Annotated in this window: 20 protein-coding genes; 14 read left to right on the plus strand and 6 right to left on the minus strand. The window is 47.8% G+C overall.

From position 1 onward, the window contains the following. Positions 1-35 precede the first annotated feature (35 nt). Complete coding sequence (gene typA / locus EST55_RS11275) at positions 36-1,874, minus strand: translational GTPase TypA (RefSeq protein WP_129497540.1); 1,839 nt, start codon at positions 1,872-1,874, stop codon at positions 36-38. Between the two features lie 348 nt (positions 1,875-2,222). Here typA and glnA point away from each other — a divergent pair, with 348 nt between their 5' ends. From glnA to EST55_RS11305, 6 genes are all read left to right on the plus strand, one after another. Beyond that, the gene (gene glnA, locus EST55_RS11280; RefSeq protein WP_088767255.1) at positions 2,223-3,632 is read left to right on the plus strand and encodes a glutamate--ammonia ligase; all 1,410 of its coding nucleotides are present in this window, start codon (positions 2,223-2,225) and stop codon (positions 3,630-3,632) included. A 71-nt stretch (positions 3,633-3,703) separates the two neighbouring features. Beyond that, complete coding sequence (gene glnL, locus EST55_RS11285; RefSeq protein WP_088767256.1) at positions 3,704-4,762, plus strand: nitrogen regulation protein NR(II); 1,059 nt, start codon at positions 3,704-3,706, stop codon at positions 4,760-4,762. Continuing rightward, positions 4,755-6,185: a nitrogen regulation protein NR(I) gene (gene ntrC / locus EST55_RS11290; protein ID WP_100691282.1), complete on the plus strand. Its 1,431-nt coding sequence runs from the start codon at positions 4,755-4,757 to the stop codon at positions 6,183-6,185. Before glnL ends, ntrC begins: the two co-directional genes overlap by 8 nt. 75 nt (positions 6,186-6,260) lie before the next feature. Then, positions 6,261-6,941 carry a response regulator transcription factor gene (locus EST55_RS11295; RefSeq protein ID WP_088767258.1) on the plus strand — a complete coding sequence of 227 codons (681 nt, stop codon included), beginning with the start codon at positions 6,261-6,263 and terminating at the stop codon, positions 6,939-6,941. Next, on the plus strand, positions 6,938-8,287 hold the full coding sequence (locus EST55_RS11300) for a HAMP domain-containing sensor histidine kinase (protein WP_100691283.1): 1,350 nt from the start codon (positions 6,938-6,940) through the stop codon (positions 8,285-8,287). The genes EST55_RS11295 and EST55_RS11300 overlap by 4 nt, the downstream gene beginning before the upstream one ends. A gap of 14 nt (positions 8,288-8,301) precedes the next feature. Continuing rightward, positions 8,302-9,327, plus strand: coding sequence for an alpha/beta hydrolase (locus tag EST55_RS11305; RefSeq protein WP_129497541.1), 1,026 nt, complete (start codon positions 8,302-8,304; stop codon positions 9,325-9,327). Here the strand turns inward: EST55_RS11305 and EST55_RS11310 are convergent. Further along, positions 9,269-10,183 carry a cation diffusion facilitator family transporter gene (locus EST55_RS11310; protein WP_232709762.1) on the minus strand — a complete coding sequence of 305 codons (915 nt, stop codon included), beginning with the start codon at positions 10,181-10,183 and terminating at the stop codon, positions 9,269-9,271. The two genes, EST55_RS11305 and EST55_RS11310, sit on opposite strands and share 59 nt — an antisense overlap. Positions 10,184-10,253: 70 nt before the next feature. Between EST55_RS11310 and trmL the strand changes: the two genes are divergently transcribed. Further along, positions 10,254-10,718, plus strand: a complete 465-nt coding sequence (trmL, locus tag EST55_RS11315) for a tRNA (uridine(34)/cytosine(34)/5-carboxymethylaminomethyluridine(34)-2'-O)-methyltransferase TrmL (RefSeq protein WP_100691286.1) — start codon at positions 10,254-10,256, stop codon at positions 10,716-10,718. Here trmL and EST55_RS11320 read toward each other — a convergent pair. Beyond that, positions 10,696-12,006, minus strand: a complete 1,311-nt coding sequence (locus EST55_RS11320) for an ABC transporter substrate-binding protein (RefSeq protein ID WP_129497542.1) — start codon at positions 12,004-12,006, stop codon at positions 10,696-10,698. The two genes, trmL and EST55_RS11320, sit on opposite strands and share 23 nt — an antisense overlap. Positions 12,007-12,154: 148 nt before the next feature. On the opposite strand from EST55_RS11320, the gene EST55_RS11325 reads away from it, so the two are divergent. Beyond that, positions 12,155-13,816, plus strand: coding sequence for a cyanophycinase (locus EST55_RS11325; protein WP_205702590.1), 1,662 nt, complete (start codon positions 12,155-12,157; stop codon positions 13,814-13,816). Positions 13,817-13,921: 105 nt separating this feature from the next. On the opposite strand, the gene pyrE is transcribed toward EST55_RS11325, so the two are convergent. Together pyrE and rph are read right to left on the minus strand one after the other, a co-directional pair. Then, complete coding sequence (gene pyrE / locus EST55_RS11330; protein WP_129497543.1) at positions 13,922-14,566, minus strand: orotate phosphoribosyltransferase; 645 nt, start codon at positions 14,564-14,566, stop codon at positions 13,922-13,924. A gap of 28 nt (positions 14,567-14,594) precedes the next feature. After that, positions 14,595-15,308 carry a ribonuclease PH gene (rph, locus tag EST55_RS11335; RefSeq protein ID WP_053953357.1) on the minus strand — a complete coding sequence of 238 codons (714 nt, stop codon included), beginning with the start codon at positions 15,306-15,308 and terminating at the stop codon, positions 14,595-14,597. A 137-nt stretch (positions 15,309-15,445) separates the two neighbouring features. Between rph and smrA the strand changes: the two genes are divergently transcribed. From smrA to EST55_RS11365, 6 genes are all read left to right on the plus strand, one after another. Then, positions 15,446-16,033: a DNA endonuclease SmrA gene (smrA, locus tag EST55_RS11340; protein WP_088767268.1), complete on the plus strand. Its 588-nt coding sequence runs from the start codon at positions 15,446-15,448 to the stop codon at positions 16,031-16,033. A gap of 9 nt (positions 16,034-16,042) precedes the next feature. Continuing rightward, positions 16,043-16,906, plus strand: a complete 864-nt coding sequence (locus tag EST55_RS11345; RefSeq protein WP_129497544.1) for a YicC/YloC family endoribonuclease — start codon at positions 16,043-16,045, stop codon at positions 16,904-16,906. Positions 16,907-17,101: 195 nt separating this feature from the next. Then, a complete protein-coding gene (locus EST55_RS11350; RefSeq protein ID WP_129497545.1) occupies positions 17,102-18,331 on the plus strand; it encodes a site-specific integrase in 1,230 nt (409 codons plus the stop codon). A 117-nt stretch (positions 18,332-18,448) separates the two neighbouring features. After that, complete coding sequence (locus tag EST55_RS11355; RefSeq protein ID WP_129497546.1) at positions 18,449-19,228, plus strand: TIGR04255 family protein; 780 nt, start codon at positions 18,449-18,451, stop codon at positions 19,226-19,228. Further along, positions 19,219-19,779: a helix-turn-helix domain-containing protein gene (locus EST55_RS11360; protein ID WP_129497547.1), complete on the plus strand. Its 561-nt coding sequence runs from the start codon at positions 19,219-19,221 to the stop codon at positions 19,777-19,779. Before EST55_RS11355 ends, EST55_RS11360 begins: the two co-directional genes overlap by 10 nt. Positions 19,780-19,791: 12 nt before the next feature. Then, entirely contained in the window at positions 19,792-20,616 is an 825-nt protein-coding gene (locus EST55_RS11365) for a hypothetical protein (RefSeq protein WP_129497548.1), read from the plus strand. 72 nt (positions 20,617-20,688) lie between these two features. Here the strand turns inward: EST55_RS11365 and EST55_RS11370 are convergent, their stop codons facing one another. Continuing rightward, positions 20,689-20,994, minus strand: coding sequence for a hypothetical protein (locus EST55_RS11370; protein ID WP_129497549.1), 306 nt, complete (start codon positions 20,992-20,994; stop codon positions 20,689-20,691). Positions 20,995-21,233: the final 239 nt, after the last annotated feature.

The following is a 21,233-nucleotide window of genomic DNA, read 5'->3' on the forward strand; positions in this document are numbered from 1 at the left end:
AGCGGGGCTTTATTCATAGTGGCTAAAAGCACAAGTTAGCCTTTTGATTCGCGACCCAGTCGCTTACGCTCATTCTCGGTCAGCGCACGCTTACGAATACGGATCGATTCAGGCGTAACCTCAACCAGCTCGTCATCGTTGATGAACTCAAGCGCTTGCTCAAGAGTGTACTTAATTGGTGGACTCAGCGTTTGAGCGTCGTCAGTACCTGAAGCACGAACGTTCGTCAGCTGTTTACCTTTAAGACAGTTAACGGTTAAGTCGTTAGAGCGGTTATGAATACCAATAACCTGGCCCTCATAGACTTCGTCGCCGTGTGCTGCGAATAATTTACCGCGCTCTTGCAGGTTAAATAGTGCGTAAGTCAGTGCTTTACCCTGCGCGTTCGAAATGAGTACACCGTTCACGCGCTGACCAATAGTGCCGCCTTTGTGCGGACCGTAGTGGTCAAAAGTGTGGTACATCAATCCAGTACCCGATGTCAGTGTCATGAACTCGGTCTGGAAGCCAATTAAGCCACGGCTTGGTACTTCGAAGTCAACACGGACACGACCTTTACCGTCAGGTGTCATATTGGTCATCTCGGCCTTACGTAAGCCCAGTTTTTCCATGACCGAACCCTGGTGCTGCTCTTCGATATCAACAGTCAAAGACTCATACGGTTCCATTTTCTTACCGTCTTCTTCTTTGATGATAACTTCCGGGCGAGACACAGCGAGCTCGAAACCTTCGCGGCGCATGTTTTCGATTAATACACCTAAGTGTAATTCACCACGGCCTGATACGCGGAATTTATCCGGGTTGTCCGTTTCTTCAACGCGAAGCGCTACGTTGTGAACCAGCTCTTGCTGTAAACGCTCAAGAATTTGACGTGAAGTAACGAACTTACCTTCTTTACCCGCAAACGGAGAGGTGTTGACCTGGAACGTCATGGTCACTGTTGGCTCGTCAACGCTTAGCGGCTTCATTGCCTCAGCTGCGCCAACCGCACAAACGGTATCTGAAATCTTCAGTTCGCCCAAACCGGTTATCGCACAAATGTCGCCTGCATGCGCTGATTCGGCGTCAATGCGGTCAAGGCCCAGATAATTAAAGACTTTACCAATTTTACCGCTACGCTCTTTGCCGTCAGCACCCACAATGGTTACCTGTTGGTTGACTTTCACGCTACCGCGAGTCACACGACCAATACCGATAACACCAAGGTAGCTTGAGTAATCCAGCTGTGAAATTTGCATCTGTAAGTCAGCGTCTGGGTCGGCGTCTGGGTGGCTAACTTCATTGACGATAGTTTCGAACAACGGTGTCATGTTCTCGCCAACCGTGTCCTCTTCGCGAGTCGCCCAACCGTTCAATGCCGACGCGTAAACCACTGGGAAGTCTAACTGTTCGTCGGTGGCACCTAAGTTATCGAATAAGTCGAAGACCTGATCCATGACCCAGTCAGGACGAGCGCCCGGGCGGTCGATTTTGTTGATAACAAGAATTGGGTTTAAACCGTGCTCGAATGCTTTCTGTGTGACGAAACGCGTTTGTGGCATAGGACCGTCAACAGCGTCGACCACCAGTAATACAGAGTCTGCCATAGAAAGAACGCGTTCAACTTCACCGCCAAAGTCAGCGTGCCCTGGAGTATCCAGAATGTTGATGCGGTAGTCCTGCCAGTTAACGGCTGTGTTTTTGGCCAAAATAGTAATGCCGCGTTCTTTTTCCAGATCGTTAGAGTCCATGATGCGCTCTTCAAGCTCACCACGACTTTCGAGTGTACCGGATTGCTGGAGCAACTTATCTACGAGTGTCGTCTTACCATGGTCTACGTGCGCAATAATCGCAATGTTGCGAAGCTTATTGATATCAAATGCCTGAGTTGTCATTAAGAAAGCCTGTGTTTGTCGGTAGTGAGTGTAAACCCAACCCTTCCGACGGGGGTTTATGAAAAATAGCGGCGTATTCTACCTGCTTAGACGATATTAAAAAAGACCTGATTGTTTTTTGTTCGTTATTTTTGTCGAATAAACCGCCACTCATTCTGTTCCGAATTTGTGACTGCCGGTGATCGAATGCACCCTAATGGTGCGTAATGAGCGGTAATGGTGCGCAAGTAAGTTTGCACAAAAATGACACTGAAGTAACTGATTGATTTTTAATAAAAAGTAAATTGGCACAGGCTTTGCTATACTGTGGCTGTTACTTTTTAAAGACGCTGTCTACTGGAGGACAACATGTCAGCTGATAAGATTTTCGATACCATTAAAGAAAACGACGTAAAATTCGTCGACCTACGCTTTACCGATACTAAGGGTAAAGAACAACACGTCACTATTCCGGTGTCGCAAATCGATGAAGACTTCTTCGAAGAAGGTAAAATGTTTGACGGCTCGTCAATTGCAGGCTGGAAAGGTATTAACGAATCGGACATGGTGTTAATGCCTGACAATGATTCAGCCGTACTGGATCCGTTCACTGATGAAATGACGTTAAACATTCGTTGCGACATTTTAGAGCCTGAAACACTGCAAGGTTACAGCCGTGACCCACGCTCTATCGCCAAACGTGCGGAAGAGTTCCTGCGCAGTTCTGGCATTGCCGATGAAGCTTACTTTGGTCCGGAGCCAGAGTTTTTCCTTTTCAACGATGTTCGTTTCCGTACTGATATGAGCGGCTCGTTCTATAAAATTGATGCGGATGAAGCAGAGTGGAACTCAGGTCGTGAGTACTCGGAAGGCAACATGGCTCACCGTCCGGGCGTAAAAGGCGGTTACTTCCCGGTACCACCGGTCGACTCAGCTCACGACATTCGTGGCACCATGAGTTTGGTTATGGAAGACATGGGCTTAGTGGTTGAGGCGCACCACCATGAGGTGGCGACAGCTGGTCAGAACGAGGTAGCGACCCGTTTCAACACCTTGACAACCAAAGCCGACGAGCTGCAGATTTACAAATATGTTGTGCACAATGTTGCTCATTCTTATGGCATGACAGCCACCTTTATGCCTAAGCCTTTAGTGGGCGATAACGGCTCAGGTATGCACGTACATATGTCACTGAATAAAGGCGGCGAAAACCTGTTCGCAGGCGACCAATATGCTGGCTTAAGCGAAACGGCGCTTTATTACATTGGCGGTATTGTGAAACACGCTCGTGCGATTAATGCCTTCGCTAACGCATCAACGAACTCTTATAAGCGTTTGGTGCCAGGCTTTGAAGCACCGGTGATGCTGGCTTACTCAGCGCGTAACCGTTCTGCATCCATTCGCATTCCGCTGGTGTCGAGTGCTAAAGCGCGTCGTATTGAAGTGCGTTTCCCTGACCCAAGTGCGAACCCTTACCTGTGTTTCACTGCACTGCTTATGGCTGGTCTTGACGGTATTCGTAACAAGATTCACCCGGGTGATGCAATGGACAAGGATTTATACAACTTGCCGCCAGAAGAAGCGAAAGACATTCCAACCGTTTGTCATTCGTTAGAAATGGCGCTGGAAGCATTAGATAAAGACCGTGACTTCCTGAAGCAAGGCGGTGTTATGGACGATGACATGATCGACGCTTATATTGGCCTTAAATACAACGAAGTAGAGACATTGAAGAAGACTACCCACCCGGTAGAGTTCGATATGTACTACAGCGTTTAACAACCTTTAAAGGGCGGTTTATACCGCCCTTTTTAATTGCACCAATTTGGTGCGTACGCTATTCTCTCCTTGTGAATACAAATACCTTAATCAATCAGCTTCTGACCGGGATACTCGTTTTAGACGAGAATTTCACCATACGCTATGTCAATTCAGCGGCGGAGTCGTTGCTTGATCACAGCGCTAAGCGACTGCTCGGCGAGCCCTTTTCGACGGCATTTTTTCAATGCTCGCTGGCCAGTGAGACCATTGCAAACTGCTTTCAATATGAGCAGCGAGTGTTAAATACCGATGTGGAATTCACCTTACATTCCGGGCATCGAATTACCGTTGATGTGTGCATTCAGACGATACAGGACAGCGGTCAAACGCAATTGCTGATGGAACTTCGTAAGGCGGATCAGTTGCGTCGCATTAATCAGGAAGACCAACAGCGTAACCAGCTGTATGCAACTCAGCATTTACTGCGTGGTATGGCGCATGAAATTAAAAACCCGTTAGGTGGATTGCGCGGCGCGGCACAGTTGCTTGCCCGTGAGTTAAATGATGACTACCTGAAAGAATACACGGACTTAATTATCAGTCAGTCTGACCGGCTACGGTTTTTGGTTGACCGTCTGTTAGGTCCGATGAAACCCGGTAAACGGGGGTGGGTAAATATTCATGAAATAACCGAGCGTGTCGCAAAGACCCTGTCTTATGAATATGGCGATACGCTAACGATCACGCGTGACTATGACCCATCGCTGCCGGACATCATGATTGTTGAAGAAAGCTGCGAACAGGTGTTTTTGAACATCGCACAAAATGCGGCGCAGGCAATGAATGGTAACGGGAAGCTGACGGTAAGAACGCGGGTCGAGCATCAGCAGACACTGTTCGGTGAGCGTTATCGGCAATGTGCCGTGGTGCATTTTATTGATACCGGCCCGGGTATTTCGGACGCATTGCGGGACACGCTATTTTATCCGTTAGTCAGTGGCCGGGCGGAAGGCACCGGGTTGGGGTTGTCGCTGGCGCAAACCATCGTGCATCAGCACAAAGGCAAAATTGAGGTGAACTCAGAACCTGGGCGCACTCAATTTTCTGTCTATTTACCTTATGTAAGTGAGGGCTCTGGGAATGACTGACGCGAGTTTATGGATTATCGATGACGATGACTCCATTCGTTGGGTACTGGAAAAAGCGTTCGCAAACAGCCGTTATCAAGTGCGCGCGTTTTCCGACAGCGATTCGTTTTTTAACGCGCTTGAACAGCACCAACCCAGCGTCGTCATGACGGATATTCGCATGCCCGGCGATGACGGACTGGCTGTGCTGGAAAAACTAAAAGAGAACTACCCCGGTATGCCGGTCGTGGTCATGACGGCGCATTCTGACTTAGATACGACCGTCAAAGCCTTTCAGGGTGGGGCTTTTGAGTATTTACCGAAGCCATTTGATATTGATGAAGCGTTGACGACAGTAGACCGGGCTTTACGACACCTGGCTGAAAATAGACAACGTTCGCAGCAGCCGAAAACGGCCAAAGTGCCTGAAATTATTGGTGATGCACCGGCCATGCAGGATGTTTTCCGTGCCATTGGGCGACTGTCGTCATCGAGTGTGAGTGTATTGCTCACTGGTGAAACGGGTACAGGTAAAGAGTTAGTCGCTCGTGCACTACATAAGCACAGTCCGAGAGCTGAGGAGCCTTTCATTGCTCTGAATATGGCTGCTATTCCGGCTGATCTCATCGAGTCAGAACTGTTTGGGCATGAGCGTGGTGCTTTTACCGGGGCGGACAAAAAACGCATTGGTCGTTTTCAGCAAGCCAATGGCGGTACGCTGTTTTTGGATGAAATAGGCGATATGCCGTTGCCGGTCCAAACCCGGCTGCTGCGTGTATTAGCCGAAGGGCAGTTTTATCCGGTGGGGGCGCATCAACCGGTAGAGGTGGATGTTCGGGTTATTGCTGCGACACACCGGTCGCTGGAAACATTGGTGGAAAAGGGGCTGTTTCGAGACGACCTTTATCATCGCCTGAATGTGATTCGACTGAAGTTACCGCCGTTAAGAAAACGCCAGAATGATATTCCCACGTTAGCTGAACACTTTTTGGAAACTGCTTCCGAAGAACTTGGTGTTGCAGTGAAAAAACTGTCTAAAGACGCGTTAAGTGTTCTAAAAGCGTATGAGTGGCCGGGCAACGTGCGCCAACTTGAAAATACCTGTCGCTGGTTGACGGTTATGGCGCCGGGCCAGCGGGTGGGTATCGATGACTTACCGGATGATATTGTTCACCGGGAAAACGATAAAAGGGAGCGATTAAAAACTCCCCGCGAGCGCAGCGAAAGTGAACCTTTTGACGACTGGTTAGGTCTATTAGTCGGTGAACTTAAAAGGCTGCCCGATGATAGCGAAGCAGTATTAGAGAGCTATCAAAAAGAGTTTGAAAAAGCCGCGCTTGAGCACGCATTAAACCGGTTTCACGGACATAAACAGAAAGCCGCACTGTGGCTGGGGTGGGGCCGGAACACGCTGACCCGAAAACGGAAAAATCTGCTAAAGTAAAAGTTCTGTAAATTGGGTCGTATATTGAGCGGTCATTTTGGATCATGGATTTATTTCTGGAGAGAACAACAAGTTATGAGACATTCAGTACTACTCATTGATGATGATAGCGAAATGTCCGTCATGCTGACGGAGTTGTTTAAGCGTGAATCTGTCGATCTGACGACCGCTGAAGACGGCGTGAAAGGACTTGATGAAGCATTAAACGGTGACTATGAACTGATTCTACTGGACGTTATGTTGCCGGGAATTGACGGTATGCAGTTGCTGCAACGCCTTCGTCAACAACACCGTGACACCGCCGTGTTAATGCTGACCGCGCGTGGTGACGACGACGACCGGGTTATGGGACTTGAATTAGGTGCAGACGACTACCTGCCAAAACCTTTTAACCCCAGAGAACTGATTGCGCGCGTTAAAGCGCTGCTACGCCGTACGCCAAACACGACTATGCAGAGTGAACGCCTGTCGGTATGTGGCATTAATTTAGATCCTGCCACAACCGAAGTGCATTGTGATGGCTCTGAACTGATTTTAACGCCCACTGAGTTCGATATTTTACGTTGTTTAATGCAGCAGGCTGGGCACATGGTCAGTAAAGATCAGCTGTCGGTAGCGGCGCTAGGCCGAAAAATGGAGCCTTTTGATCGCAGTTTAGATGTCCACATCAGTAATATTCGTAAAAAATTACCGACCAAACCTGATCGTATTCAAACCATTCGTGGTCGTGGGTATCGCTTACTTGCGAGTTTATGAAAACACGACGCACGCGGTGGTATCGGTCATTAACGTTAAGGTTGCTGCTGGTTTTCTGGGCGCTGCTGTCAGTGACTGCCGCCAGCGGCTACCTTTTGGCTATTTGGAACAAACCTAAGGCGGAGCTTTCTCCGCTTAAACCTGAAATATACCAAACCTTGCAACCGCTTTTGAGCGACGCGCTAACCTTTCACTCCCTGCAGCCCGGACGCCTCATTGCCGGTGATTACCGAGTCGCTGCGCAATTGTCGAATACCGGTAGCGAAAAACTCCTGATGGATGAACTGTTGCGCATTAAACACGGTTCAACGTTATTGCGAATGTTAGGTCAGGAACAACCGCAGCAAATTCCCCTCGACGAACGATTGTTGATGGGTCCCTTCGAGCTTAATGGCAATAAAATACTGGTGACACGACCATTAGGCCCAGAGGAATACGTCGATAAAGAGCAACTTGAACAAGAGTCGATGCAGGCGCGGGCACTGACCGTCATTATCGGCAGTGGCGTGTTGGCTATTTTGTTAGGTATTTGGCTTATTCGCCCTATTCGCCGAATGATATTAGGTATGCGCGAAGTGGCAAAAGGCAGTGCGAAGCCTGATTTAAAGCGACTACCAAAGCGCAGCGACGAAGTGGGTGAGCTGGCACGGGCGTTGTCTCAAACTGCATTGGATTTGGCAAAATCGAGAGACGCTCAACGCCGACTTTTAAGCGATGTGTCACACGAACTGCGTTCGCCAATGGCGCGTATGCAGGTTGCTCTGGACTTAACCGAAACCGACGTAAGTCAGGAAGACCCGAACTGGCAGCAACTGCGCAGAGACACGGAGCGGCTGAGCGTCATTATAGAGCGTATTTTGTCGCTATCTCGTTTGGAAAACGGCTTAATAGAACTGAACAAAGAGGCTCTGGACAGTGGCGAACTGGTACAGCAGTTGATAAACGATATGTGCTATCAGAAGCCTGAGGTTGAAGAACGTTTAGTGAAACTCGGTGATGCCTGGCCAGAAGTGGAAACCGATGCGGAGCTATTCCGTTTGGTACTTGAGAATATTGTACGTAATGCGCTGCATTACACTGAGAATAACGTTGAGCTCGCTTGTGAAGTGGGCCGTGACAATATTTGTGTGATAATTCGAGATCACGGTCCGGGCGTGGAGGAGTCAACGCTTGAGAAACTGTTTGAACCCTTCTACCGGGGCGATCCGGCTCGCCATCATAAAGCGGGGGTCGGACTTGGCTTGGCTCTCAGTCAAAGAGCAGCGGTTGTACTTGGCGGGAGCTTGACCGCCAGAAACCACCCTGAAGGCGGACTGGAAGTCGTGCTAGAATTGCCAAAACGGTAATTTGAGCAACACGCATGTCGCTAAACGACCTTGTAAAACAAAAACCTTCCGATGATTCGCCTAATTGGCGAGCATTTTTTGATGAGACTATTGTGCCTTTCTGGGACACAGAGGTTCAGTCGGCGTACTTTAAAACTGAAGATGGACTCACCCTACATTATGCGTTTTATAAACACAGCGCAGATGCACCTTTGGTTGTTATTAGTCCGGGTCGTATTGAGTCGGCGTTAAAATACCAGGAGCTGTTTTGGGAATTAGCACAATACGGGCTGTCCGTCGCAGCTATCGATCATCGTGGTCAAGGGTTGTCGGATCGTTTAACGAGTAATCCACATCAAGGACATGTCGACGACTTTAATGACTTCGTTCGTGACTTTGCTATTTTTTCTTCTGAACTTCAGAAGCTCTTTGGGGATGCGCCTAAAACGCTATTCTCGCACTCAATGGGCGGAACCATAGCGACTTTGTATTGCGCAAATTACCAACACAGTTATCGCTCGCTTATTTTGTCAGCGCCTATGTTCTCAATTGAAACTGGCGGTGTGCCATATTGGTTAGCGAAGCTGGTTGTTTGTGTGGGGGCTCGGGTGAACCGATGGTTTGCCCGACCTTGGTACTTTTTGGGCATGAAAAATTATCAGCGCCTTGCGTTTGAAGACAATGTGCTGACACAAAGCCCGGCGCGGTATGATGCTTTTCGTGATGGTTATGACGCTCAGCCGGAGTTGAAGCTTGGAGGCCCGACGTTTAATTGGCTGTTTGAAGCAATAAAAGCCTCAGAAGTGGCTCAGAACGTGGTCAATAAAATTGGTATTCCGGTGACATTATTCCGTGCTGGTTCTGATCAGGTTGTTTCTAAAACGGGGCAGCTGGCGGTCGCCGCAAAGGCCACAGAAGAACGCTTCACCTTAAGAACAATAGAGGGGGCGTATCACGAGCTAATGATGGAAAAAGACGAGTACCGTGCACCCGTACTGCGCGCTATCGTTGAGCAGACCCTTCCACTATTGCAACAATCTCAGGATCCATGTGAACAATAATGTCGGCTCCCGGAAAAGCTTTCATTAATTCGGTCTCAACGTTATCGGCAATAGCATGGGCTCTCAATAGTGACAAACGGTTGTCAAGCTCAATATGGAGCTGGATAAAACGAACGGGTCCGGCCTCGCGAGTTCTTAAACCGTGAAACCCTTTAACCCCGTCAACAGACAGCGTGATTTCCGAAATCTGCTTTTGATGCTCTTCTGAGAGTTCGCGATCCATGAGTGACTGAAAGGCATCCCAGCCAATTTTTATTGCACCAACAATTAGATATAGTGCTATGCCAATGGCAAAAACGCTGTCTGCCCAGAACCACCCCATGCTGGTCAGTAGCAGCGCAACAATGACCGCCAGGTTCAGCAAAATATCGGACTGGTAATGCAGGTTATCGGCCTGGATGGCTTGTGACTGGGTTTGTCTTATAGCAATACGTTGAATCACTATCAGCACTGCCGTAATCACAATGGCGATAATAGAAACGATAATGCCATAACCCGCCTTAGGCACACCCCCACCTTGCAACAATTGCTGCACACTGTGAAAGACTAATAACATACTGGAGCCTGCAATAAAGGCACTTTGCGCCATAGCTGCCAGAGATTCAGCCTTACCGTGACCAAAGCGATGTTCCTCATCTGCCGGCTGAAGTGCATAGCGAATGGCAAAAAAGCTGAAAATAGACGCGCCGCTATCAAGAATTGAATCCGTTAAGGAAGCCAGCATACTCGCAGATTCGGTTTGTAACCAAGCAAACAGCTTTATTGCAATGAGGGTGGCTGCCACTATAACCGACGAAGCGCTGGCTAAGCGAACCCAGAAAGCGTAGTTTTGCTGATAATTTTTCTGCTTTGGCACGATGTGGACACACATTAAAAAAGAATATTCTGCTATTCTACCGTTTTTCTATAAATGATGAAAATTAGCCATGCTGCATTTAGTTTTATTTGAGCCGGAAATACCGCCTAACACCGGCAATGTCATACGTTTGTCCGCGAACACGGGCATGCGACTGCATTTAATAGAGCCGTTAGGTTTTGAGCTGGATGAAAAGAAAGTACGGCGTGCGGGACTGGATTACCACGACTTGGCAGCTGTGAGCATTCATGAGAGCTGGCAGGCGTTTTTGTCTAACGTTGAATACAATCGCATTTTCGCCTGTACGACAAAGGGCGAGACGCGCTATACCGACGTTCAATATCAGCCAAATGATGTGTTGTTGTTTGGGCCGGAGACTCGAGGTCTGCCAATGACGGTGCTGGAAACGTTTTCGTCGGAAAACTGGTTGCGCTTGCCAATGGCTGATACCAGCCGCAGCTTAAATTTATCGAACTCAGTGGCAATTTTTGCTTATGAAGCGTGGCGTCAGCTTAACTTTGCGGGGGCTCGCTAACGTTATTAAAGACATAATTGTCGAATGCACGCTTTAACGAGCGACCGCGCTGTGTATCGGGAAATGCAACGAAAAGTGGACTCGGCTCCGCAATTAATTCTTGCTTATAGGGCTTTTCAGTCCAGTCAGGTAAGTTGCTTCGGTAATCAACAACAGCGTTGACCCGGCCCATGTCTAATAATGCAAAACAGTCGAGAGAGCTGTCTGCTCGGTAAAACGGCCGTTGCGTATCGACCAGATCTTCAATGAATCGTGGCCCCGATAGGCAAATAGGTCCTTCATTTTGTTCGTCCAGACTAAACAGATAAAGACTGTCGTCATAGCCAACGTGATACTTTGACAAAATGGTATTGGGAATGCGTTGGTTGGCTCGAACGCCTAACAGGGCATCGGCACGAGCCTCCTGAATCATTTGCTTAGCCCGCTGCCAGCTGGTAACAACCGGATGCAACTCTGCCATTTCTGGAAAGACGCGCTTTGCAAATGCCCACAATCTGCCTGTACCGTCTGCGTTAGTTAATCCTTTTTGAACAGGTCCCAAAACAACCACAGGCTTCGATGGGTCAAGTGGCTGTGCGGGAGGCGCTGTATGAACACCATAGGCCTTTTGCAGCTCTTCAATACGGCCACTTTCTTTCAGTTTTTGCAGCTGGTACGTCAGTTGAGGAATAAGCCGGGCGTGCTCTTCGTTTAGGTAATGAAAGCCTTGTTCGATAGAGAGTCGGTGAGTAATAAAGTTAGGGTTTTTGCTCAGCACAGACCCCTGATACTGGAAGTCCGCTATAAAGGCGGCGTCTACTCGACCAGCCTCAACCAGTTTTACTACTTGCTCTAAATCGGTTGGCGTGACAACAGAGGGCGGTTTCGAAAGCTGTTTGACGACGGCAGTAATTGAATCCATGCCGTTAACGTACGCCAGGCTGTCATAGTGCCCCGGGCGACAATAACCGCACTGACGTCGGTCGGTGACTGCCAGGATGTCAAACGTGAATAGTGGAAAAGGAACGCGTCGTAGTTCGTGCCGCTTGTTTTCTAAAGCAGTTGTTCTGCCGAGCTCCCCGGCAATGGTTCCCTCGGCGGCTAACTGCTCACCTCGCACCCGCGGCAGGTCTATATAGTTAAGTTGAATACCAAGTTCACGGTACGCTTCTTCGAGCACAGCGGTAACATAATTGGTAAAGGCACTCTCGTCCGGCGCACGGAAAGTGAGCTTTTCCTGGGCCATTGAAAGGCCCGAAAATAAGGTAGCCAGTAGTGCTACTGATACGACTCGCACGATGAGCTTCATACGTTAAAAATAACCCGAACACGAACAACAGTGAGCTAGTATAACAGCGAACACTCACTATAATAAATGGAGTATTTACGAACGTTTGTTGACACGCATAGTCAGAATCTCTAGCGTTTCACGCGTTGTCACCCAATCGGAGTTTGTTATGGTCAAAAGGTTGTTGTTTTTAGGGACATCTTGTTTATTAGCGTTAGGTACGGCTCAGGCTAACGAGGAGAGTTACCGTCATGTCATGCTGGCAGGCGGGGGGATGTCGGTGTGTTCCAGTATGGCTTCTGATAAATGCGATGACGCGGACTGGATCGATAATGACACCATGCGAACAGACCGTTACCTAAACATTTCTAAGAAGTTTCGCTCAAAAGTAACGGCAGAAGCTGTTTGGCCAACGTATCGTGAAGAGACTCGAAAAGAAGTCATTGATGCATTAGCGCTTATTTATGATCGAATAAAAGAAGATATTGTGCCGGAGCGAGTGTTTCTAAGGGAGTTTACACGGCGGGCGACTCAGCAGCTGTACAACAACTTATCTGACGCAGAGTGGAACCGTATCATTGATTTATTGGAAATGCCGGTGCCGGCCAATATGGAGGAAACGGTTAACCTAGATGATAACTTATCCGGAGAGTCGCGAGCTATTTACCGTCAGTTTGTTGGGATGGCAGAGACTGCCTCTGACGACAAACAGCCAACTATCTACTTCTTAACATCGTCGGCTCGAGACCCTTACGCTGAAATTGACTTTTACACTAGCGTCTTTGAACAGCTTGGCGCAAAAGCAAAGTGGCTTCCCTTGGACTCTGCCGTTATTGAAGCACGCCGAGAAGGGCGTTGTGACGAGTTGGCTGATGTACAGCAGGAAATATTAGGCGCCTACGAGCGAGATCGTGTTTACCGTGCAGATTATGCTAAACAGGTTGAGTTTTGTAAGTCGCCAGAAATGACAAAGGCAATGCTGTCAGATGCCGATGGGTTGTTTATTAACGATGGTAACGCTAACTATACACGCTCAACATTCGTAAAAAGCAACAACCAGATATCGGATGAACTGAAAGAAATAGTGGCGTTAGTGCAGCAAAAAGAGCTGGTCGTTGGCGGTGTCGGTGCTGGCGCCGCAGTTATGACGGCTAAGCCGATGGTGTCCAACGGAACAACGGCAGCTGCTGTGCAGTCGGGAGCCCTTGCTTCTGACCCACCGTTGCACGGCTGTGACTTAGACACCACTTGCCCGCCAAATACTGGCCCAGATACGCTGACCTATCATCCATTAGGTGGTATAAGCTTGTTTCATTTCGCGACGGTCGACTGGGCATTATCGGGGAATGGTCGCCACGGACGCTTGTTGAGATTAGCAGCTGAAACCTCTACTCCTTTGTCGCTGGGTGTTGATGAAGAGACGGCAATGACCATTAATCTCGAATCCGGCGCTTTTGATGTGCATGGCGAGCGCGGTGTGTTCTTTGTCGAAAATGCTCAGTCGACTGATAGCGCTGTTGCCGGAACTTTTCATTATTTAGTGGCCGGTGCTTCAGGCGTGATTTCACCCTTTGGTCTGCAAACGGCTGAATTTGCAGAAAGTGACGACGTTGTGCAAACGGCTCCAACGACAAACTTCCTGACGGATCGTGGCTTAATCGACTCTATGCGTATTTTATGTGGTGAGCGAAACCAAGTCAGCTTGCTGAATAAGAGTTATCGACTGGTCGCGCAAAAGGGTGAGTCGAGCCGTGTTCAAGCCGCCGGCGGCGAATGCCAAATTGTGAACGGTAGCATTGGCATCGCCTACCAGCTGGAAGAGAAGTTATGATGTAGCCTGACGTTATTACGTCAGGTCACATCTTTAATTCAGCAACTATGCCTAAATAACAAATGGGTGTTTGCGGTGTTCAGCATTGCACCTGATGCAATAGCATCAGGCTACGCCGAACTCGCTGCGATAAGCTTGAACTTTGGGTAAATACTCTTTGAACGTGTCGTCATCTTTCAAAAAGGTGATGACATCGTTCAGACTGACAATGCTAACCACTTTTGCTCCGAAGTCGCGCTCAACTTCCTGAATAGCCGACAGCTCGCCTTTTCCTTTTTCCTGACGGTCTAAAGCAATCAATACACCGGACAGCTCAGCACCGTTAGCTTGAACAATGTCCATGGCCTCGCGAATAGCGGTGCCAGCGGTAATAACGTCATCCACCAACATGACCTTACCCTCTAGCGCAGAACCCACCAGGTTGCCGCCTTCGCCGTGATCTTTCTTTTCTTTACGGTTAAAGCAGTAAGGTGTGTCTTGGTTGTGCTGGTCGTAAAGTGCAACAGCGGTTGCCGTGGCAATAGGAATGCCCTTATAAGCCGGGCCAAATAAAACGTCAAAGTCGATACCTGAGTCGACCAAGGCCTCTGCGTAAAAGCGACCTAAGCGAGCCAAGTCTGAACCTTTATTAAAAAGTCCGGCGTTAAAGAAGTATGGGCTGGTGCGACCCGACTTCAATGTAAACTCGCCAAACTTAAGAACACCACGCTCAATCGCAAATTCAATAAACTCTTTTTGATACGCTTTCATTCGTTAACTTCCTGAACTATTACTGACACTAGGCTAAAGCTTTTTTCTGAATATCGATAAGCTCGCGGATGCTATGGCGCGCCATATCGACCAGACTGTTCATTTCGTCGAAACTGAAGGCTTCGCCTTCCGCAGTGCCCTGAATTTCGATGAATTTGCCGGCTTCAGTCATAACAATATTCATGTCGGTGTCGGCTTTTGAGTCTTCGACGTACTCTAAGTCGCTTACTGGGTCGCCATCTAAAATGCCCACCGAAATAGCCGCAACCATTTCTTTGAGTGGGTTCACCTTAACCATGCCTTGCGCGCGCATCCAGTTCAGCGCGTCAACTAAGGCGACACAAGCGCCGGTGATAGAGGCCGTGCGTGTACCACCGTCTGCCTGAATAACGTCGCAGTCGACAGTAATCGTATTCTCGCCCAGCGCTGCCAAGTCGACACAGGTGCGTAGTGAGCGACCAATAAGACGTTGGATTTCCAAGGTGCGTCCGCCTTGTTTGCCGCGGGACGCCTCACGTTGCGAACGTGTGTGGGTGGCTCGCGGTAACATGCTGTATTCGGCTGTGACCCAACCCTGACCTTTGCCTTTTAAAAAGCGCGGAACGCCTTTTTCAACAGATGCGTTACAAAGTACTTTGGTTTCGCCAAACTCAATTAGCACTGAGCCTTCAGCGTGCTTGGTAAAGTTGCGGGTAATGGTTACTGGTCGAATTTGTTGTGCCGTACGGCCACTTGGACGCATGTCATCTCCTTGTTGAGTGAATGTCGCTGTGTAAGAAATTGAACGCAATTGTAGCAGAATTGCACGATTAATGGATCGCGATTCCGCGAACAACGTATTACACTAGAACGAGCAAAAGAATATGAGCGGGAGGCAGTATGTCGCGTTCAGATGATGAAGAATTTGAGCTGTTTCGTCAGGAAATGACGGACGTAACGCCGCTGGCGGGCGAAGAAGTAGCGGATATTAAGCAGGCTTTTGAACCAACGCTGGCGCAAAAAGAACGGCGCCGCGCGGCCGAAGCAGAGGAAGAAGAAAATGCCAACTTCCTGTCGACTGAGTATGTGGACTTGGTCGAGCCGGATGAAGCCATAGAGTTTCATCGCGACGGTGTTCAGGCCGGTGTGTTTAAGCGGCTGAAGCAAGGTCGCTATACTATGGAAGCAAGCCTGAACTTGCACCATCACTCGTTAGCGGAAGCGCGCACAGCATTATTTAATTTTGTGCAGGACTGCCATGCGGCGGGTGTAAGAACGGCTCTGGTGATTCACGGTATGGGTAAGCATTCAAAACCACACCCGGCGCTGATAAAAAGTTATGTGAATAAATGGCTGCGTGAATTGCCGCCAGTGCTTGCGTTTCATAGCGCGCAACGGCCGCATGGCGGCCGCGGTGCCGTGTACATTATGATGAAGAAGAACGCCGAACAGAAACAGAAAAATCGCGAAAAGCATGCGAAAAAATAAGGAAATATAATGATTCAAAGTATGACGGGCTACGCTCGCTACGAACATAAAGCCGACTGGGGCACCGCAACATGGGAAGTCCGCTCAGTAAACCAGCGTTATTTAGAGACCTTCTTCCGTTTGCCGGAAAACTTTCGCTCGCTGGAAAACGCACTGCGCGATAAATTTCGGAAAAATCTGCAGCGTGGCAAAGTAGAGTGCAAACTCTATGTGCACATGGATGAGGCACGCCAAAGTGAGCTGTCAATTAATGAAGAGCTAGCGAAAAGCGTTATTGCCAGCGCTAAGTGGGTGAGTCAGCATTCGGCGGCAGGCCAGTTGAACCCAATTGATGTGCTGAAGTGGCCGGGCGTGGTTAACGCCGACGAGCAAGGTACTGATGCACTGCAAAAAGAAGTACTGAAAGCACTTGATGCAACTATCGCTGAGTTCATAGAGAACCGTAAAAGCGAAGGTTCAGCTATTGATAGAATGCTGCAAGAGCGCCTGGATGGCGTCAGTAAACAGGTTGCTTTTGTCCGTGAACGTATGCCGGAAGTGATGCAATGGCAGCGTGAGCGCTTACTAACCCGTTTTGAAGAAGCGAAAATCGAACTTGACCCTCAGCGCGTTGAACAAGAAATGATTATGCTGGCGCAAAAAGTCGATGTAGCCGAAGAGCTCGATCGCCTGGACGCACACGTAGAAGAAGCTCGCAAAATCCTCAAAAAAGGCGGCCCCTGCGGACGTCGTTTGGACTTTATGATGCAAGAGTTCAACCGCGAAGCGAACACACTAGCCTCCAAATCAATTAACGCAGATATCACCGCTGCTGCGGTGGAGCTAAAGGTGTTAATTGAGCAGATGAGAGAGCAGATCCAAAACATCGAGTAAATTTCCTTACCCTATCTGATATTTTCCTAATGCTTCCAAAGCCCTTTTAAATAAAGGGCTTTTTGTTTTCAGAGCTTCCTGATTTTTCCGTTACGTAGCAGTTTTGTGGTGAGTGCGGCGGTGAGTATGAAACAGTTGTGAAAAACTAGAATGGTGAGTACTTTCTTGTAAAGAGTTTAAGAGAGGTACGCAACCATGGCTACGTTAACCGCAACGAAAATCGCATCATTGGACAGAAATAAACAACACGGGAAATATGCCGATGGCCTCGGTTTGTATTTTGTGGTCCCAAAGAAAGGGCATTCTTACTGGTCTTATCGTTACACTGTCCATGGCAAGCGCCGTGAAATGACGTTAGGCAAATATCCATTTATGGGGTTGGCCGACGCTCGCGGTGAACTATTACTGAAAAAGCGTGAGTTACTCAATGGGCTTGACCCTTTGGTAGCCAGGAAGAGGGAGGCTTGGTCGGGCATTGAAACCATGGACCATTTGTTCGAGGACTGGTTTACGAATGACATTCAACCAAGATTGAAACATCCGAACATTCCTGCTCGATTGTACCGAAAGGAGATGAAGCCGGTAATTGGCGATATGCGAATTGAGCAGGTTACTGCTAGGGATGTTCGAGAAGTGTTACAACGGGTGAAGTTAAGCGGACGGCCAAGCATTGCGAATGACGTTTTGATGTATATGAAGCAGCTGTTTCGTTATGCGGTGAAGCTTGATTTAACCCTGAATAACCCGGCAGCAGCATTTGGTACCAATGATGCCGGGGGCATAGAGAAATCTCGAGATCGCGCGCTTTCTCTCGTAGAAATCAAAGAGGCAACTAAGATTTTCCGGAAGCATATGGACCGCTTCGGTATGGATAACTACATCGCCGTTTGTTTATATCTGGTGCTTGGCGTCCGTAAAACTGAACTGACTGAAGCACCTTGGAGTGAGCTGGATTTAGTTAAAGCAGAATGGGAAATACCGGATGAACGGGTGAAGAAAGGCAAAGGTATTGTGATACCACTGCCAAGCCAAGCGGTTGAATGGTTTCACATGCTGAAAGCGCGTTCATTTGGTTCAGACTATGTTCTACCGGCACGAAGAGGTTCGAATAGACCTTTCATTGGTGGCGACACCATTAATCGTGCAATCAACAAAATGTTTGGTATCGAACAAGGTCGCAAACGCCCTGGGCCTAACTTGATGGGAGATATAGAGCATTTTACCGTACACGATTTACGCCGAACCTTTCGCAGCCAAGTGTCAGCACTAGGCTTCAGTGGTGCTGTTGGTGAGCGAGCTATAAACCATAGTCTGAAAGGCGTTGAAGGCATTTATGACCGTTACGATTACTACGAAGAGCGTCGGCAGGCGCATCAGAAGGTTGCAGATGTAATTGAGCCGCTGGTTTGGGTGGGAATGAATTAAACATACCCCAAAAGGAAACTTGCTAAACTTTTGAATGTCACATACATTGATAGAAGCAGTGTGTAATTTAATGTATAATTTCGTCCCGCTGCTGACCAAACAATAAGGATTATTGGTGTGACTGACTATAAAAAGCTTGAGAACCAGCCGCTTAAGCTGGTACTTGCCGAGTTTCGGTTTTCCCAAATTCTGCAAATTGAGCAATACATTCCGGAGCTCCAAGAAATGCTTCGGAAACAGTACCCTACATTCCGTAAAAGTGCAGAACAGTCCGTTCACGTGAAACCTGATGGTTTAGAACTCACCTCTATTAGCCGGTGGTCATTTGCATCAAGTGATAAAAAGCATGCTTTTGATATCAGTCAAGATCGACTAATTTACTTTACTAATGCATATCCGCGGTTCGAGGGCTTCGCTGAAGCTTGTAGAAACGTTCTTGATAAGGTTATTGAAATCATAGAGCCCTCATTACTATTAAGAGTAGGGTTAAGGTATTGTGATTTAATTACTGCTGATAATGAAGATGATTTCACTCGGTTAGTTGATAGAAAGTTTATTCCTACAGCAACGACGGCAGGAATAGGGAGAACGCGACACCTGAAAACAGAGAACTATGTTGAAACACGACATGGGACGCTATCTATTCGCTCCTGGTTTGGTGAGATGCCTCTAACCTGTCCACCCGATATTGATAATGTTCCGGTGCAAATTAAGCGTGATGACTCACCGTCATTAAGGTTAATTCTTGACTTCGATCATATTTGGGAAGCGGGTGACGAATCAGTGTCTTTTAACTGTGATGAGGTCCTTAAAAGACTTTCTGATCTACACGACGCTTCACGAGCAGCGTTTTGGGAAGTCACTACAGATTTTGCGAGGGACGAAAAATGGAATTAGCTGCCCCAGACTTCAATTTAGCAACTCAAGATCTTCAAGGGTACATTTATAGTAAACGGGCATCGCAACCAGCTATAACGCTGACATGTAAGGACTTAGAGTCGCCTATCCCTGGAGTAGTTCATGGTTCCGGGGGAAAGTTCACCGTGACTCTAGCGCAATCTCATAGCGGAGCAGGAATTTCTTTCGTAGTTCAAACAGGGAACTCAATAGCTATTGCGGTAGAAAAAATCTGTGGAACTTTCGGACTAACGAAAGAACAGCTTGCTGAGGTTTTAGGAACTACCAGGAAAACGATATATAACTGGATTGAGGGTGTTGCCCCACGTTCTAATACGCTGGTTCATATTCATGAGCTCCAAATGACTGCAAATGAATGGGTGAAAAGCGGTTTACCATTTCCAGGTGAGCAACTGCGTGAACCGGTAATTGAAGAGCTATCTCTTTTCGATCTTATTAAAAAGGGTGAAAAGGACTTAATTTTATTTGCTGGCAACAGATTAATGTTGCGTGGAGCAAAGAACAAACCACTGTCAGATCCATTTGCTTAAAGGTTACGAGTTATGATGGGAAGCAAACTCGAAGAAAATGGATGGCGGCAAGGTTCAATTCTTAGAGATGAGGACGCGGCAGAGCTTGCAAACCTGTGCGGGCTAGAGCCTAAATTTGAGTACTATGCCGTTGTATCCTCGCAGTCTTGTGATATCGCGAACGACAATTTAGCGCTTGAACCGAATGTTGAGGTTTATTTTGTGCAAGGCGGCTTGGATAGTTTAAATGGCAATTATCGGCATAACAAAAATGCTCGAATACTACATACGAGGTTCATTCAAAGAGTTGGTAGCAATACTCTATCGGAAGAAAAACTCATAGAAATTAAAGCCTTTGATAAACAATTCATAGCTAAAGCTTGGTTTTCAGAACGCTCTCCGGATGATGCTAGGTTATTTGAAGACTACGACTTGCGACATTTTTCTGATTGGCTTGCCGCTAGGTACTCGCGTCCAGCTTTACCTAGTGAGTTCAATAGGCGGATTGATAAAGCGGACCGTAAAGGTAAGCTCAGGCAAAAGGCAAAGAAAGCAACTAATGAGCTGTCTGGAATGTACGTTGAAATCCATCCTTTTGATGAAATTGCCGATGGTGAGCAGTACCGAGTAAATCTCTTAGGTACTGTCCCTGTAGATTTTGACGGTGATAGTAGCGCTGCCGAATCAGCACTTGAAAAACATGCAGAGGTCTTACGCGCTGCACATATGGATGTCACCATTCGACTGGCCAGAGAAGACGAAATTTCTATTGCTGTTATCCGCAGATTTAAGCGTTTTTATTATGATGATCTTTCTTATAGCACCGGCACAGCTCTACCTGTAGAAGTAATGAAATAATATTATTCTAGAATTCTTATAGTGCACTATCTGGAACTGTAAGCTCGATCAAATAAGGTCATAGTCAAACTCTTATTGGGTTTTAATTTGGTTCAAAAAGGCGACGAGTTTACCGCTATTCAAAGGGGGAGCCTCTACGTCTAGTCGGTTCCAGTGTTCAACAATTTTATTTTCGTGAGTGTTCAATGGGCGCCCGCCGCCTCCCGAGTTATTGCAGGTTCCAGCGCTTAGGCATAAGTTGATATCACCATACTCGATTAGTACTCTCACGCAGACAGGTTCCCCTGCTTTTTGTAACTCTTTTATAGTGCCGTTGAGCCAACCTGCTTGGCTGCTATCCCAAATTCGGTCTTGCTCGTTGATTATGACTTTAATCATTGCCCTTCCTTGTATTAGATTTGCTATTTCATGGGGTTAAGGAAGGGGCGACTGCAAACTGCCCCTGATAACGTTAGTTCGGCGTCGAGCGATAGTGTTCAGGAACCTTTGTGCCATCTTTCTTGGTGTGCGCAGGAACGTGAACCTTCTTTTTGCCGCTTGTCGTCTTAGCCATGCGATCATCCTCATGGAAATTTAGACTAAAGGTCTCAGCAAGGTACGAGCCAGCTCCTTGCCTT

The organism is Idiomarina sp. 29L (assembly GCF_004123135.1).
Taxonomy (GTDB): Bacteria; Pseudomonadota; Gammaproteobacteria; order Enterobacterales; family Alteromonadaceae; genus Idiomarina.